Origin of the sequence: Vulcanococcus sp. CPBay_Sum15L08_68, assembly GCF_017855895.1 — a bacterium.
Lineage (GTDB): Bacteria > Cyanobacteriota > Cyanobacteriia > PCC-6307 > Cyanobiaceae > Vulcanococcus.
On sequence record NZ_JAFMFX010000004.1, the window covers coordinates 1 to 14,139 of the forward strand.

The following is a 14,139-nucleotide window of genomic DNA, read 5'->3' on the forward strand; positions in this document are numbered from 1 at the left end:
GTGTAGGCCTTGTTGGCGGTGAGGAAGCCGAGGTCGAGCTGCAGACCGAAGTCGCTCATCGACTTGTTGAGGAAGCCAGCGTGGCGGGCCTCATCGCGGGCCATGTGAGCGAAGCACTCGGCCAGCAGGGGGTTGCGCTCTTTGATCCGACGGCTCAGTTCCTTGTAAAGCAGGAATCCGGAGAACTCGGAGGTGCAGCTCTGCTCGAGGAACTCGACGAAGACCTTCCGGGTCTCGGGATCGAGTTTGTCGGCGGCGCCTTCGAACTCCTCGTTGCGAACGAAGTGATGGCGGTTGTAGTCCTTGCGGAACTCCTCGCAGATGGCTTCCAGCTCATCGGCGTTGGGGCTGAGGTCCATGGCAGCCATGGCCTCGAAATCCGTGGTGTAGAACCGCGGAGTCAAGATTGTGTCCTTCACCGGATCCTTCGTGGCCGGTGCATTGGGCGTGCCGATGGCTGTTGCGGCGTCAGATGAGGCAACGGCGGTGGGAGGCACCATCGGGCGGCTTGAACGGAGCAAAACCCATCGTAGGCGGCTTTGGTGCCAGCCCGTTGAAGGGCTTCATCACTCGCAGGTTTAGTTGGCCCCGAGCCATTTCTGACCATTCAGACGCTGCACCAGCCGTGAGACCAGCAGCGCCTGGGTCATTTTTTTCTCGTCAATCAAAAATGACTCCAGCAGGCTCGGTTCGCTGCCGGCTTCAGCCAGGGCGATGGTTTTGGCCGAGCTGATGGAGTCGCTGGTGAAGCAGAGCCAGAAGCGCCGTCCATTGGGGAGGCTGCCCTTCACCTGCCAACAGCTGCTGCCGACCACGGGCATGGGCCCCTGCTCAAAGCTCAGGTTGCAGTCGCTGGGGCCGCCGTAGGCCTCGATTTCCTTGGCCAGAGCCGGAATCAGCAGATTCGGGACAAACTCCGCGAAGGGCTTGTCTTCCGGGGCCGGAGGTTTCGCCGCCTTGGCTGGTTTGGCGTCTGCGGCGCTTGCTGCGGGTTGGGCGGAATCGGTCACCGGTGCAGGCCTCAATCCAGACGTTGGCTGAACTTTAGGGAGTGCTCACCACTCCTCTGAGCTGCTGCTTCCCCAATCGTCAGGATCGGGGCTGCTTGCCGCAGGTGGGGGTGTCGCGCTGGCGCTGCTTTGGCCGCGCCGGATGACGCGAAAGGGAACGGACACCGTTGGGGCGGGATCGGCGGCCCCGCGGCTGGGGCCAGCCCAGGCCGTTTGCGGGCGCTCTGGCTCAGTTTCGGCCCCCCAGTCCTCCCGCTCGGGCGCTGCTCGCCGCGGGCGCTCTTCAGCTGGCGGGCTGAATCCCGCCCAGGATTCGGGTTCAGGGCGGCGGCGAACGGAGCGCCGGGGCAGGATTTGCGGTCCTCCGCCCTGCAGAGCCAAGGCTGCCCCGGCCGCGCTGAGGCCAGCCCCCAGGCTGGATGCCCCGGCGATCCAGAGGCCCAGGGGCAGGGCGGGTGAGGTCCAGGTGAGGACGCGCACGGCCACCGCTGGCTTGGGGTTCACCGCTCCCACGACCAGGGTCGCCAGCAGTGGCGAGAGCAGCGGCAGCAGCAGGATGCGTTTCAACACAGGGGCGATGGAGTGCCTCAGGGCTGGATCGGACCGGTCCAGCGCTGCAGCTGACCGAGCTCATAACCGAGGCAATCGAACACGCGGATCACCAAAAAGTCCACCATCTCCTCCAGGGATGTCGGCTGGTGATACCAGGCGGGGGCGGGGGGGGCGATCCGCGCTCCCGCCTCCGCCAACGTGGTGAGGTTGCGCAGGTGGATCAGGTTCCAGGGGGTTTCCCGCGGGCAGATCACCAGCGGCCGGCCTTCCTTGAGATGGACATCCGCGCAGCGCTCCATCAGATCGGTGGCGACCCCTGAGGCGATTCGCCCGACGGTTCCCATGGAGCAGGGAAGGATCACCATCCCGCGGGTGCGGTGGCTGCCACTGGCGATGGCCACGGATTGATCATTCCAGCGGTGGCAACGCAGTTCCCCGCTGCTGCAGCCGAGGCGTTCGCGCCAGAAGGCTTCCTGGGCGGATGGCTCGCTGGGTACCCGCACACCGAGTTCGGCTTGCCAGACGCCGATCGCTCCGCGACTGACAATGAGATCCACGGATTCCCCGGCCAGAAGCAACAGCTGGAGGGCCCGCTCGGCCAGGGGTTGAGCACTGGCTCCGGAGACGGCCAGAACGATGGGCAGCGGCGCTGCCTGGGCGCTGCTGTCGCTCAACGCTCAGTCCTCGCCGTCCGCGTCAGTGTCGCTGGAGTCGTCGGGGCTGAACTCCTCGTAACCCTCGGGCAGGACCACGGCCAGATCGATCTGATGCCGCAGGACATCGACCTTTTGGATGGTGACTTCCACCTGGTCGCCCAGCATGTAGGCGCGGCGGTTCTTGCGACCCACCAGCTTGTTCTGACGGGAGCGGTACTCGTACCAGTCGTCCTTCAGGGAGCTGACGTGCACCAGGCCCTCGACGTGGGACGGGGGCACTTCCACGAAGAAGCCATAGCTCTGCACGCCGCTGATGGTTCCGGTCAGGGTTTGGCCCACAAGCGGTTCGGCTTGACGGGCCTGGGCCATGGCCAGGGCGTCGCCCTGGAGTTCGCTCACAAAGCGGCCGCGCTCGTTCAAGCGATGCAGCAGTGCTCCTGTGAGGGCCTCCTCGACGGGGGAGAGCTGGCTGGCGGTCAGCAGGGGCCAGTCGATCACCCCATGGCTTTCATCGGAGGTGATGTCGACGCGGGTTTTGTGCCGCACGGAGGGACGATCTTTCCCCTCACTCATCAACAGCACCAACAGGTGCTGGTTCCAGAGGTCGGCGTAGTGCAGGGCCGCACAGCACCAAGGGGCGTAGGCCTTGTCCTCTGCGGCCAGGGTGTTGCTGCCGGGCTCTGCACTGAGGCTGACGGGTTTCAGGGGGTCCCGCAGTTGCTGTTGCAGCACCCGGGCGCGGTCGCTGGCGGCGAAGGCCACGGCCAGCTCCTGGGCGCTGGCGTTGCCATCGGCGGAGAGTTCCAGGGGGATCTCGAGGGCCAGAGCGGCTTTGGCCACGTCGTTGAGGGCCTCGGCATCGGGCGCACCATTGAGGGCATAGATCGCCGGGAGCTCCAGAGCGGCCATGTGGCGGCCTAAGGCCCGGTGAGCCTGGAGGACCATCTCCCGCAGCAAGCCGGCGGTGGAGAGGGCTGGATCCAGCTGAACCATCCAGCCCTGGCGGCGCTCATCCGGTTCGGGAATCGCTAGCTCCGCGAGCCCCTCCAGGTTGGGGATGCCCAGGTCCAGATCAATCGAGCCCTGGCTCAGGCGGTTCTGCCGGAGGGTCTGGGCCAGGGCGATCAGCTGCTCCAGCAGGGGCAGTTGATCCTTGAGCCCCTTCAGGGCGGCAGGGGTCGTGCGCGCCTTCGGTTTGCGATCGGCCAGGGCCTGCAGGGCTTTGGTGTCAACCAGCCCGTCGGCCGAGATGGTGCTGCGGCAGAAGCGGAAGTGCTCCAGCTGCCCTTCGGCGTTGAGATCGAGGGCCACCGAGAGGGCCGCAGCGGGCGTTCCGGTTTTGAAGGCCGCTGCTTTGGTGGTGGCGCTGGGCAGGTAGGGCAGCCAGCTTTCACCGACGCAGAGCGCTTCACTCCGCTCCCGCAGGAAGAGGTCCAGGGCGCTGCCAAAACCCACCCGTTCAGCAATGGCAGGGGCGTGCACCCAGAGCCGCTGGCCGTTCTCCAGGGATTCCAGGGAGACCGCTGGCAGGAGTGGCGCTTCAGCACTGCCCCAGAGCTGCAGCACAAGGGTGGGTAGAGCGCTCAGGTCATCCCGGGATTTGAGCTCGAGGGCCTTGGCCGTGCTCTTCGGTGCGGCCGGCAGCTCCCGCAGACCGTGTTTGGTCAGCAGCAGATCCAGATCAGCCTCCGGTCCGGCATTGACCGCAAGGCTGCGGGCGACGTGGCCCTCGGGGGCGAGTTGCCCGACGGGGTAGCGATCGACCTTGACCTCCACCACGGCTTCGGTGGCGGGTTTGAGGTGCTCGCTATCTCCAGCTGGCAGGTTGATGGCCGTCAACAGACGGTCGTCCAGGGGGACCGCCACCAGGAGGTCGTTTTGCTGCTCCACCTGGGCCAGGAGGCTGGTGGTGTTGCGCTGCAGGATGCATTGCACCCCACCCTCCGGTGAGCGCCGACGCCCGCCCTCACGGGTGACCCGAACCAGGACCCGGTCACCGTTCCAGGCGTGGTTGAGCTGGTTGTCGCGGATGTAGATGTCTTCGCCACCGTCCTCGCGCAGGGCGAAGCAGAACCCTTTGCTGCTGCAGCGAAGCCGGGCTTCGATCAGGCCCTCGTCCTCGACGCGACTGATGCCCTCGTCGGCTTCCTCGAGCACCCCAGCGCGGGCGAGGGCGGTGAGGGCGATGCGCAGCTGTTCCTTGTCGGCCTTGGTGCTCAGGCCCAGTCCTTTCTCAAGCTTGCTGAGGCTGAGGGGCTCCTGCTGCGGGAGCTGCTCGATGAGGTCCGCGACCGTGAACTTCATGGCTGTTGGGGTGGGCTTCTGCGGAGCGGACAAGCCCAAATGAGGTGGTGGTTCTGCGTGCCCCAGGCATCACTTGAAGACGGCCAACGCCTTCGAGTGCTGCTGAAGCCTCACCATCCTACTCAGCGTCCTGGGCGATTTCCTCGGTTTCTTCGTCCTGGCCGGCTTTTAAGAGCAGACGGCCGCCGATCACGAGAAAACCCACTGAGGCGGCCAGCTGCAGGGCATCGGTCGGGATGACGGCGGAGAGGGACCCCCCGGCGCCTGCCCCCAGCAGGCTGGCGAGAACCAGAGCGCTGGCACTGCCGGCGAAGACGGCGCCGCTGCGGCTCGAGGTGCCGCTGATGGTGACGATCGCCAGTTGGGTCTTGTCGCCCAACTCGGCCAGGAAGACCGTCAGGAAGGTTGAGGCCAGGAGAGGGAGCTGCATGGCAATCAGGCCAGGGGGAACATGCTGACGGCGGCCTGCCGGCCGAGCCAAAGACCGAGGGCGATCATCAAGATCCCGGCCAGGCGTTCGAGTTGACCGGGGGGCAGGACCCGCGAGAGCCAGCGCCCGAGGACGACCCCCACCAGGCTGGAGCTGATCAGGGCTAGGGAGGCGCCAATAAAGACCAAGACCGGACGGCCTGATTCCGCCGAGAGCAACAGCGCAGCCAGTTGGGTCTTGTCGCCCAACTCGGCGAGGAAGACGGTGGTGAAGGTCGTCAGGAAGACCGCGCCAAAGCTGGCGGCCTTCTCCTCTTTTTTGGATTGCTGTTGCGTGGATTCCGGTTGAGGCGTGTCGCTGCTCGGGGCGGACTCAGGCATTAGGGCTGGCGATCGTTGTCTTCAGCGGGCTGGCGGATCGCCTGCTCGAAACGCTTCATCACGATGCCACGACCGCCGTGTTCGCAGCGGATCTGCTGCCGGCAACAGGCGATGGCGAAGTCGTTGGCCTCCTCGGAGGGCACGTCGAATAGCTGGGCCAGGTTTTCGACGCGGCAGAAGACCGGCCGTTCGTCGTAGATGCGGCAGGTACTGGAGCCGGTGTCGAAGTGGATGCACCAGCCGTCGGGCCCCACCATCGAGAGATAGAGCTGCTGCTGCTCCTCGTCCAGCGCGTCGAGGGCTTCATTGCGCTCCCCGGGGTCCAGGCGGCAGCAGGAGCCGCAGCCGCTGATGCAGCGCCATTGAAGGGTCTCAGCCATGGTTCATCCCCCAGGCGCTGTGACAACCCGTCACAGGAGCGATCCCTGCGGGGGCGGCGTCGGCCCGTCTGCTTTTAGGCTGCTGCAAACACGTGCAGCTCCCGAGCCGTTCTCCCATGGGAATCGACTTCCACCTGATCGCCAACTTCGCTGCCCTGTTCCTGATCACCCTGGTCGGCCCGGCCGTGATCTTCATCCTCTTCTACCGCCGCGGCGCCCTCTGATCGGAAGGGTCTTAGGCCTCCGCCTCATCGACACGCTTGGCCCCCTGGAGGTTCTCTTCAGGGGGCTTTGTTGTCTCTAGGCCGCCAGTCCCATCGCCCTGGCTGCGTCTTGAACCAGGGCTTTCACATAGGGGTGTTCCGCCTTCGGGTGATCGATCTGAAGGGCTTCCAGCCGGCCCTGCTGGGCTTCGCCCCGGAGTTCCTCCCCATCGGCGTTGCGGATCACCACGGCGTTGCCCTCCCGCCGCACCCAGTAACTGCGCTCCTGGCGTTGGAGCACCAGCGCTTCTCCGCTGCTGGGGCGGATGCCCACCACCTCGAGTTGAAGGCTCTCTTCGCCGTTCCAACGGTTGAGCCTGAGGTGATAGGCCACATCCACCTGCTTCGGCAGCAGATGGCCAACCGCTCCCCAGCGCCAGGCCATGGCCCGCACCCGCGCTTCGCCCTGGCGCAGGCTGAGCTGAAGGTGACCACCCCGCAGCTCCCGCTGTTGGCTGATCGTGCAGCCACAGCTCCAGAAGAGTGGGGTGGGATTGCCAATGCCGAAGGGCTCCAGCCGTTGCAGCTCTCGCCAGAGGGGCCGGTTGATCTGCTCCAGCTTCAGCAGGGCCTCGGGCATGACCAGCTGCAGGCCCTCCCGCTCGCGCCAGACCTGCGCCAGGTCGTTGAGCCGTTCATGCAGGGCCGTGACCCGCTCGGCCTTGACGGTGAAGCCCCCGGCGGCGGGGTGGCCACCAAACCGCTCCAGCAGATCACCGCAGGCCTGGAGGGCGGCATCGACGGCAAAGCCCTTGGGTGCCCGCACCGAGGCCCGCATCCGGCCATCCCCCTCGGCGGCCAGCAGGGCGACGGGGGCGCCGTAGTGCTCGACCAAACGGGCCGCCACGATGCCAATCACGCCGTGATGCCAATGGCTTTGGGCCAGCAGTAGGAACGGACTGCGCTGGTCTCCATCCGCTTCGGCCAGGGCCCGTGCCTCCGCCTCGATGGCATCACAGAGCTCCCGGCGTTGGCGGTTCAAGCTCTCGCATTCCCGGGCCAGTTCCAGGGCCTGCTCCGGGTCATCGGTGGTCAGCAGATCCACCACCAAGCGCGGATCCCCCAGCCGTCCGACGGCGTTGATCCGGGGGGCGAGTTGGAAGCCAACGGCACCGGCATCGATCGGCGCATCGTCGAGACCGGCCACCTGCTGCAGGGCCTGGAGCCCCGGCAGCGGACTGTCCTTGAGCCGTGGCAAGCCGTCCATCAACCAGCGGCGATTGACCCCCTGCAGCGGAGCCATGTCGGCGATGGTGCCGATGCAGAAGAGGTCCAGGGCCATGGCCAGAGCCTTGGCTGAGCGGTTGGCCTTGGCCAGGGCGCCGGCGAGGACGTAGGCCATGCCCACCCCGGCCAGGCCCCGGTAGGGGGAGTCCTCCGGGGTGCACTGCGGGTGCAGTAGGGCGCTGAGGGGCGGCCGCTCCTCGGGAATGGTGTGGTGGTCGGTGACGATGACCTCGAGGCCAAGCGCCTGGGCGCGCTCGAGGGCTTCCCGTGCGGAGACCCCGTTGTCGACGGTGACCAGCAGTCGAATGCCCTCAGCGGCCAGCTCCTCCACCATCGAGACATTCAGCCCATAGCCATCGGACTGGCGGCTGGGGATGGCCGCTTGCGGTTGCGCCCCTAACTGCTGCAGGACACCGATCAGGAGCGCCGTGCTGGTCATGCCATCGGCGTCGTAGTCGCCGCAGATCGCCAGGCGTTCGTTGGTTTTGCAGGCCTGCTTCAGGCGCTTGACCGCCAGGCCTAAGTCGGGGAAGTGGTGCTTGGGATCGGGGGCATCCGCGGGGTTCAGCAGTGCTTCGATCGCGGCAGCACTGCCAAAGCCGCGTCGGCTGAGCAGGGCAAGGATGGGTTCTGAGAGTCCCAGGGCCTGCACGTCGCCGGGGAGCTCCTCGAGGGCCACCGCAGCGGGAAGCTGCCAGTTCTGCTGCAGGCGCTGGTCGAACAAGCGTTGCTCTGGAGACTCGAGGAGCACGCTTGCGGTTCGTCAGCTTGCATTCTGAGCCGTGAGCAGGCTCTGTCCAGGCCCTGGCGTCCAGCTCCCTTAGCCTCACCCCAGCATTCGGCAGCCCCTTGGTGCGACTGGCCCCCGAGGCTCTTCTTTGGGACGTGGATGGCACCCTCGCCGAGACGGAGCTGGATGGCCACCGCCTGGCCTTCAACCGCGCCATGGCCGAGGCGGGACTGCCCTTTCACTGGGACCCATCCACCTATCTCCCGTTGCTGCGGGTCACCGGTGGCCGGGAGCGGATGGCTGTGTTTTTGGAGCAGCAGGAGGGCTGTCGCCCAAGCGATGAACGGCTAGATGCCCTGCAACGCTCCAAGCAAGCCCACTACAGCCAACTGGTCGCAGCGGGTGAGATTCAGCTCAGGCCCGGTGTCCTGCGGTTGATGGCCGCTGCCGCGGCAGCGGGTCTGCCCCAGGCCATCGTGACCACCAGTGGTCGATCGGCGGTGCAGGCCCTGCTGGAGCGTCAGCTGCCGGACCACCGGGACTGGCTGGCCTTCTGGGTGTGCGGGGAGGATGTCAGCGCCAAGAAACCGGACCCCCAGGGCTATCAACTGGCCTTGGAACGCCTGGGCTGTGCCGCCGAGGGCGTCCTGGCCCTGGAGGATTCCGGCCACGGGGTGACGGCCGCCCATCGGGCCGGTTTGACGGTTCTGGCCACCCGCAGCGCCTCCAGTTCCCATGAACCGGCGTCCCATTTCGCGGCGGCAGCGGCGCTGCTGGATGGGCTGGGGGATCCCGATGTGCCCTGTCAGGTCCTGCGCGGCCCGGCTTGCCCTGAGGGCCAGATCACGCTGTCCTATCTGCAGCGACTGTTTCCAGGCGGATGACCCGGATGCCCATTCAGGCCACCCGCTTTGATCGCCTGCAGCGCCAGGGAGCGCAGTTGCTCTGGGGATCGTTTCAGGGCAGCTGGCGTCGCCGCAGTGCTGGCCTCCTCGCCCTGCTGTTCGGCTTCTATGCCGGCCAGAACGTCACCAGCTGGTGGCTGCAGACCATTGGTCAGCGCCCCTTGGTGGTGCTCTCGGTGGTCGTGCTGCTGGAGATGGTCGTGCGTCTGCGCACCCGAATCGTCCAGGGACGTCCGCCGTTGGGATGGCTCGTGCTCGACAACCTGAGGATCGGCCTGGTCTATGCCGTGGTCCTGGAGGCGTTCAAGCTGGGATCGTAATGATCGAATCAGTGGAGCTCTGCCGCTTCAAGTGAGGCGGCAGAGTCCGATTTGAGGCCTGCGATCAGGCGTCGTCGCCGTCTTCTTCAGCCACGGGATAGACGAAGCCCTGGGCGCGGCCGCTCAGCACAGCCTTGCCGATGGAGAGAGCCTTCTGTGCTGCCACAGCAGCCTTGCCTTTCCAGGTGGCGTGGCGCTGGTTCCGCTTGCCCTTGGACGTTTTCTTCTTGGGAACAGCCATCCCGCTTACCTAGTCAGCCAAACCAAGATCTTCCCTTGTCGTCTTTCCTTTCGTCAAATCGCTAAGCTCCAGCCAACGACAGATTGATGTGAGCAGCGGCGCGTCTCCGAGTCAGCTAGCGCAGCAGGTGCCCTCATCCCAAGCGTCCCCCGCCCCTGAGTCCAGGCGTTCAGAGCTTTGGCGCGATCTCGGCATCAGCCGCCCGGCGCCCCCCAGCTACAGCCAACTGCTGACCCAACTGCGCAGCGGCAAGGTCAAGGAACTGTTGCTCTCCCCAGGCCGCCGGGAGGTCCAGGTGACCTACGCCGATGGCAGCCGTGCTGAGGTGCCGGTCTTCAGCAACGACCAGGTGTTGCTGCGAACGGCCCAGGAAGCCCAGGTGCCGCTCACGGTTCGCGACGACCGTCAGGATCGGGCCACCGCCAGCCTGGTCTCCAACGGTCTGCTGCTGCTGCTGCTCTTCGCGGGCTTGGCTCTTTTGATTCGTCGCTCCAGCCAGGTGGCGAACCGAGCGATGGGGTTTGGCCGCAGCAAGGCGCGGATGGCGGAACCGGAAGCTGCGGTGGCTGTGCGCTTTGAGGATGTCGCCGGCATCAACGAAGCCAAGGAAGAGCTGCAAGAGGTGGTGGCCTTCCTGAAGGAGCCAGAGCGCTTTACGGCCGTCGGGGCCCGCATTCCCAAGGGGGTGCTGTTGGTGGGGCCCCCCGGCACGGGCAAAACCCTGCTGGCCAAGGCCATTGCCGGTGAAGCCGGTGTGCCCTTCTTCTCGATGGCCGCCTCGGAATTTGTCGAACTCTTTGTGGGTGTTGGCGCCAGCCGGGTGCGCGATCTGTTCCGGCAGGCCAAGGAGAAGGCTCCCTGCATCATCTTTATCGATGAGATCGATGCCGTTGGACGCCAGCGGGGCGCCGGGATCGGTGGAGGCAATGACGAGCGTGAGCAGACCCTCAACCAGCTGCTCACGGAGATGGATGGCTTCGCCGAAAACTCCGGGGTGATCCTGCTGGCGGCCACCAATCGGCCCGATGTTTTGGATGCCGCGCTGATGCGTCCCGGTCGCTTCGATCGGCGGATCCATGTGGACCTGCCGGACCGCCGCGGGCGCGAGGCGATCCTTGCGGTTCATGCCCGCTCCCGACCGCTTGAGCCTGAGGTTTCCCTGTCGGATTGGGCCAGCCGGACCCCTGGGTTCTCCGGGGCTGACCTGTCGAACCTGCTCAACGAGGCGGCGATCCTGACGGCCCGGCGCGAGCGGCAGAGCATCAACGATGAGGCCATCAGCGATGCCCTTGAGCGCATCACGATGGGTCTCACGGCCGCGCCGCTTCAGGACAACGCCAAGAAGCGCCTGATTGCGTATCACGAAATTGGCCACGCCCTGCTGGCCACCCTGCTGCCGAAGTCGGACGACCTCGACAAGGTGACCCTGCTTCCCCGCTCCGGCGGAGTCGGTGGTTTTGCCCGCACGATGCCCGACGAGGAGGTCCTGGATTCGGGCCTGATCAGCAAGGCCTACCTGGAGGCGCGGATGGTGATGGCCATGGGCGGCCGTGCAGCTGAATTGGTGGTCTTCGGACCGAGCGAAATCACCCAGGGCGCCTCGAGTGACCTGGAGATGGTCAGCCGAATCGCCCGGGAGATGGTGACGCGCTATGGCTTCTCGGCCCTGGGTCCCCTATCCCTGGAGGGCGAGGGCTCAGAGGTGTTCCTCGGTCGCGATTGGTTGCGCTCAGAACCCCATCACTCCCAGAAAACCGGGAACCGCATTGACGCCGAGGTTCAGCAGCTGGCCCGCCGCGCCCTCAGCCAGGCGGTCTCCTTGCTGGAGTGCCGCCGGGAACTGATGGACGAGTTGGTCAATCTGCTGATCGAGCGCGAAACCATCGAGGGGCCTGAGTTCCGCGCCGTGGTCGAGCGCGCCGGCGAGCTAGGCGAAGCGAATATCGAGGCTGCGCAGGTAGGTCTGTAGGCCGGCGTCCTGAATCGGCAGCAGGTAGGCGGGCTGACCGCTTCCATTCACATGGGAATGCCAGTAGCCCGGTGGGGTGATGAAGGCACCACCGGCCTGCCAGTCGATCCGCTCGGGATTGCGGATGGTGCCATCGGCGTTGAGGTCGGTGCCCACCAGGGTGTAGACCCCAGGCTGGCAATCGATGATCAGATCCAGGGCCACCGATTGATGGCGGTGGGGCGCTTGGGTTGCCCCGTCAGGAACGATGCCGTACATCGCCCAGAGCACATGGGTGACCGTGCGGGTGCTGGGTAGATCGCGGTTGGCCAGCAGCAGGCTGATGCGGTTGCTGCTCGCGCTCCCCGGTTGCTGAGCCAGTTTGAGCAGCTCAGAGCGCAGCCATTCGGCGCGGTAGTGGGTGGCTTCGAAGCGCGGCTGGCTGGGCACGACCCCCAGGTAGCTCAGTAGGGGGGCGTCATGCACCCAGTAGAGAACGCTGGTGCTGCTGGCCTCAAGCAGCGGGGTGCCGCCTGAGGGCAGCACGAACAGATCGCCCTCGCTCCAGTGGATGCTGGTGTCCTGCTCGGCCTCACGGCCATGGCAGACGCCCGTGCCGGAGAGCACAAAGAAGAGGGAACTGGTGGCGCTTGCCGCGGCACGGACGCCCTCTCCAGCTTCGATGCGGATGAAGTGGGCTGCGAGGCCGGGGCTGGTGGCTGGGCCGGTGGTGCCTAATTCAGCGCTGAGGTCCAGCGGAATGATTCCACTGGGACCGCTGCCGTGGAGTTCAGGCCCCCAGCTGCGATAGGGGATCGGTTCGGTGAGACCCCTGCGGATCGGATTGGCCGCCTGTCGGTAATCAAACAGCAGGGCCTTGTCGGCCACAGGCGAGTTTTGGTTGGCCTCAGCCTGGACGCTGAGCCGAAGATCCGCTGATGGACGATCGGGGGTTTGAGTCATCGGGTGACACCAGGTCCAGGGAGAGGTGGCTCTGGGGCGAGCCTGCATGCATGAGTGGCTGGCTGCTGCAGGAATCGCTACAGCGCAGGATCAGCCCCCAGCGACGGCGGGAACGATGCTGACTTCGTCCCCATCCTTGAGGGGGGTGGTTTGGTTCTCGAGGAAGCGAATATCCTCGCTGTTTACGTAAACGTTCAGGAAGCGGCGCAGTTTGCCGGCCTCATCACAGAGGCGTCCCTTGAGACCGGGGTAACGGCCATCGAGCGCGTCAATCAGGCCATCGACGCTGGAGGCGTCCAGGGAGACGCTGGCCTCATCGTTGGTGAACTTCTGAAGGGGGGTCGGGATCAGGACCTGAACGGGCATGGCGGGGAGTGGAAGGGTGTGGACTGGCGGTCGGTCGTGATCAGGCCTGCGCTTGATCGGCCTGGGCTTGCTTCCAAGCGGTGTTGAAGGCGTCGAGTTGTGCCTCGATCGTGTAGGGCTTGCCAATGGCATCCACCACGGCCTCGGTGGTTTTGAGGCCGTTGCCAGTGATGTAGGCCACGGTGCGCTCTTCAGGGTTGATCTTGCCCTGCTCCACCAGCTTCTTCAGGACGGCGATGGTGGTGCCGCCTGCGGTTTCGGTGAAGACGCCCTCGGTTTCAGCCAGGAGCTTGATGCCTTCAACGATCTCGGTGTCGTTGACGTCGGTGATGTTGCCGCCCGTGCGGTTGGCAATGTCAATGGCATAGGGGCCATCGGCCGGGTTGCCGATGGCGATCGACTTGGCGATGGTGTTGGGCTTCACCGGGGTGATGAAGTCGCGGCCCTCGCGGAAGGCGGTGGCGATGGGGTTGCAACCCTCGGCCTGGGCGCCGCTGAAGCGCACGGCCTTCTCCTCCACCAGTCCGCACTTGATGAATTCGTCGAATCCCTTGCGGATCTTCGTGAAGAGGGAGCCGGAGGCCAGGGGCGCGACGATGTGGTCGGGCAGTTCCCAGCCCAACTGCTCGATCACTTCGTAGCCGAGGGTCTTGGAGCCTTCGGAGTAGTAGGGGCGCAGGTTGATGTTGACGAAGCCCCAGCCGTAGGTGTTGGCCACCTCGGAGCAGAGGCGATTCACCTGGTCGTAGTTGCCCTTCACCGCCATCAGGGTGGGGTTGTAGATCAAGGTGCCCAGCACCTTGCCCAGCTCCAGGTCGCTGGGGATGAAGACGCAGCACTCCAGTCCGGCGTGGGCGGCAATGGCGGCGGTGGAGTTGGCGAGGTTGCCGGTGGAGGCGCAGCTGACGGTCTTAAAGCCCAGCTCGCGGGCACGGGTCAGGGCCACTGAAACCACCCGGTCCTTGAAGGACAGGGTCGGCATGTTGACGCCGTCGTTCTTGATATAGAGGCTCTTGAGGCCCAGGCGCTTGGCCAGGTTGTCGGCCTTCAGCAGGGGGGTGAAGCCGGTGCCGACATCGATCGGATCCCCTTCGATCGGCAGGAAATCGCGGTAGCGCCAGATGGAGGCCGGACCGGCTTCGATGGTGGCGCGGCTGACACGGTTGCGGATCGCCTCGTAGTCGTAGACCACCTCGAGGGGACCGAAGCAGACGTCCTCACAGACGTGACGTGCCCCAGGGTCATAGGCCTGGCCGCATTCCTTGCAGCGCAGTCCGGTGAAGGTCGGCCCAACGCTGGAGCGGGAAAGGGTTGCGGTCAAGTTCAGATCCTGAACGTTGGGACGAAATTAGCAGCGCCAATTCACCGGCAGGTTTAAACCCGACCCGCAGGATCGGGTATCTCCAGGTTTGTCTTGAGATCCCCCGTGGCGGCTTGACCGGCCGGTTGTGCTGCCTAGTCTCG

At 65.7% G+C, this 14,139-nt stretch carries 17 protein-coding genes; 4 read left to right on the forward strand and 13 right to left on the reverse strand.

Annotated elements, in window-relative coordinates:
- The 8 genes from acsF to QZ189_RS01300 all read right to left on the reverse strand — a co-directional run.
- Positions 1-500 (reverse strand): magnesium-protoporphyrin IX monomethyl ester (oxidative) cyclase (gene acsF / locus QZ189_RS01265; RefSeq protein WP_296420613.1); only part of this gene is annotated, 500 nt, incomplete at its 3' end.
- Between the two features lie 78 nt (positions 501-578).
- The gene (locus QZ189_RS01270; RefSeq protein ID WP_010317487.1) at positions 579-1,010 is read right to left on the reverse strand and encodes a DUF2996 domain-containing protein; all 432 of its coding nucleotides are present in this window, start codon (positions 1,008-1,010) and stop codon (positions 579-581) included.
- A gap of 45 nt (positions 1,011-1,055) precedes the next feature.
- Positions 1,056-1,577, reverse strand: coding sequence for a hypothetical protein (locus QZ189_RS01275; protein ID WP_050778488.1), 522 nt, complete (start codon positions 1,575-1,577; stop codon positions 1,056-1,058).
- Positions 1,578-1,597: 20 nt separating this feature from the next.
- On the reverse strand, positions 1,598-2,236 hold the full coding sequence (locus tag QZ189_RS01280) for a flavin prenyltransferase UbiX (protein WP_247478755.1): 639 nt from the start codon (positions 2,234-2,236) through the stop codon (positions 1,598-1,600).
- A gap of 3 nt (positions 2,237-2,239) precedes the next feature.
- A complete protein-coding gene (locus QZ189_RS01285) occupies positions 2,240-4,522 on the reverse strand; it encodes an RNB domain-containing ribonuclease (protein WP_296420615.1) in 2,283 nt (760 codons plus the stop codon).
- 118 nt (positions 4,523-4,640) lie between these two features.
- Complete coding sequence (locus QZ189_RS01290) at positions 4,641-4,952, reverse strand: TMEM165/GDT1 family protein (RefSeq protein ID WP_296420617.1); 312 nt, start codon at positions 4,950-4,952, stop codon at positions 4,641-4,643.
- 5 nt (positions 4,953-4,957) lie between these two features.
- Entirely contained in the window at positions 4,958-5,332 is a 375-nt protein-coding gene (locus QZ189_RS01295) for a TMEM165/GDT1 family protein (RefSeq protein ID WP_010317478.1), read from the reverse strand.
- The gene (locus tag QZ189_RS01300) at positions 5,332-5,712 is read right to left on the reverse strand and encodes a YkgJ family cysteine cluster protein (protein ID WP_010317476.1); all 381 of its coding nucleotides are present in this window, start codon (positions 5,710-5,712) and stop codon (positions 5,332-5,334) included. Before QZ189_RS01300 ends, QZ189_RS01295 begins: the two co-directional genes overlap by 1 nt.
- Before the next feature lie 116 nt (positions 5,713-5,828).
- Between QZ189_RS01300 and QZ189_RS01305 the strand changes: the two genes are divergently transcribed.
- Positions 5,829-5,936: a photosystem II reaction center protein Ycf12 gene (locus QZ189_RS01305; protein ID WP_010317475.1), complete on the forward strand. Its 108-nt coding sequence runs from the start codon at positions 5,829-5,831 to the stop codon at positions 5,934-5,936.
- A gap of 76 nt (positions 5,937-6,012) precedes the next feature.
- On the opposite strand, the gene recJ is transcribed toward QZ189_RS01305, so the two are convergent.
- Positions 6,013-7,953 carry a single-stranded-DNA-specific exonuclease RecJ gene (gene recJ / locus QZ189_RS01310; protein ID WP_296420619.1) on the reverse strand — a complete coding sequence of 647 codons (1,941 nt, stop codon included), beginning with the start codon at positions 7,951-7,953 and terminating at the stop codon, positions 6,013-6,015.
- A gap of 101 nt (positions 7,954-8,054) precedes the next feature.
- On the opposite strand from recJ, the gene QZ189_RS01315 reads away from it, so the two are divergent.
- The gene (locus tag QZ189_RS01315) at positions 8,055-8,816 is read left to right on the forward strand and encodes an HAD-IA family hydrolase (RefSeq protein WP_296416083.1); all 762 of its coding nucleotides are present in this window, start codon (positions 8,055-8,057) and stop codon (positions 8,814-8,816) included.
- A gap of 5 nt (positions 8,817-8,821) precedes the next feature.
- Positions 8,822-9,157: a DUF565 domain-containing protein gene (locus QZ189_RS01320; protein ID WP_029626346.1), complete on the forward strand. Its 336-nt coding sequence runs from the start codon at positions 8,822-8,824 to the stop codon at positions 9,155-9,157.
- A gap of 64 nt (positions 9,158-9,221) precedes the next feature.
- On the opposite strand, the gene rpmF is transcribed toward QZ189_RS01320, so the two are convergent.
- Positions 9,222-9,398, reverse strand: coding sequence for a 50S ribosomal protein L32 (gene rpmF, locus QZ189_RS01325; protein WP_010317471.1), 177 nt, complete (start codon positions 9,396-9,398; stop codon positions 9,222-9,224).
- Between the two features lie 193 nt (positions 9,399-9,591).
- Here rpmF and ftsH point away from each other — a divergent pair, with 193 nt between their 5' ends.
- Positions 9,592-11,367 carry an ATP-dependent zinc metalloprotease FtsH gene (gene ftsH / locus QZ189_RS01330; RefSeq protein ID WP_296416082.1) on the forward strand — a complete coding sequence of 592 codons (1,776 nt, stop codon included), beginning with the start codon at positions 9,592-9,594 and terminating at the stop codon, positions 11,365-11,367.
- Here ftsH and QZ189_RS01335 read toward each other — a convergent pair.
- The 3 genes from QZ189_RS01335 to thrC all read right to left on the reverse strand — a co-directional run bounded on the left by QZ189_RS01335 (position 11,326) and on the right by thrC (position 13,996).
- Entirely contained in the window at positions 11,326-12,309 is a 984-nt protein-coding gene (locus QZ189_RS01335; protein WP_247478735.1) for a cupin, read from the reverse strand. The two genes, ftsH and QZ189_RS01335, sit on opposite strands and share 42 nt — an antisense overlap.
- A 90-nt stretch (positions 12,310-12,399) precedes the next feature.
- Positions 12,400-12,675: a MoaD/ThiS family protein gene (locus tag QZ189_RS01340; RefSeq protein ID WP_010317466.1), complete on the reverse strand. Its 276-nt coding sequence runs from the start codon at positions 12,673-12,675 to the stop codon at positions 12,400-12,402.
- Positions 12,676-12,715: 40 nt separating this feature from the next.
- Positions 12,716-13,996 carry a threonine synthase gene (gene thrC / locus QZ189_RS01345; RefSeq protein ID WP_296416059.1) on the reverse strand — a complete coding sequence of 427 codons (1,281 nt, stop codon included), beginning with the start codon at positions 13,994-13,996 and terminating at the stop codon, positions 12,716-12,718.
- Positions 13,997-14,139 lie beyond the last annotated feature (143 nt).

Bases quoted from the DNA above. Each gene is read 5' to 3' on its own strand.
- QZ189_RS01285 (WP_296420615.1), bottom strand. From the start codon at position 4,522: ATGAAGTTCACGGTCGCGGACCTCATCGAGCAGCTCCCGCAGCAGGAG.
- QZ189_RS01290 (WP_296420617.1), bottom strand. From the start codon at position 4,952: ATGCAGCTCCCTCTCCTGGCCTCAACCTTCCTGACGGTCTTCCTGGCC.
- QZ189_RS01295 (WP_010317478.1), bottom strand. From the start codon at position 5,332: ATGCCTGAGTCCGCCCCGAGCAGCGACACGCCTCAACCGGAATCCACG.
- QZ189_RS01300 (WP_010317476.1), bottom strand. From the start codon at position 5,712: ATGGCTGAGACCCTTCAATGGCGCTGCATCAGCGGCTGCGGCTCCTGC.
- QZ189_RS01305 (WP_010317475.1), top strand. From the start codon at position 5,829: ATGGGAATCGACTTCCACCTGATCGCCAACTTCGCTGCCCTGTTCCTG.
- QZ189_RS01320 (WP_029626346.1), top strand. From the start codon at position 8,822: ATGCCCATTCAGGCCACCCGCTTTGATCGCCTGCAGCGCCAGGGAGCG.
- rpmF (WP_010317471.1), bottom strand. From the start codon at position 9,398: ATGGCTGTTCCCAAGAAGAAAACGTCCAAGGGCAAGCGGAACCAGCGC.
- QZ189_RS01335 (WP_247478735.1), bottom strand. From the start codon at position 12,309: ATGACTCAAACCCCCGATCGTCCATCAGCGGATCTTCGGCTCAGCGTC.
- QZ189_RS01340 (WP_010317466.1), bottom strand. From the start codon at position 12,675: ATGCCCGTTCAGGTCCTGATCCCGACCCCCCTTCAGAAGTTCACCAAC.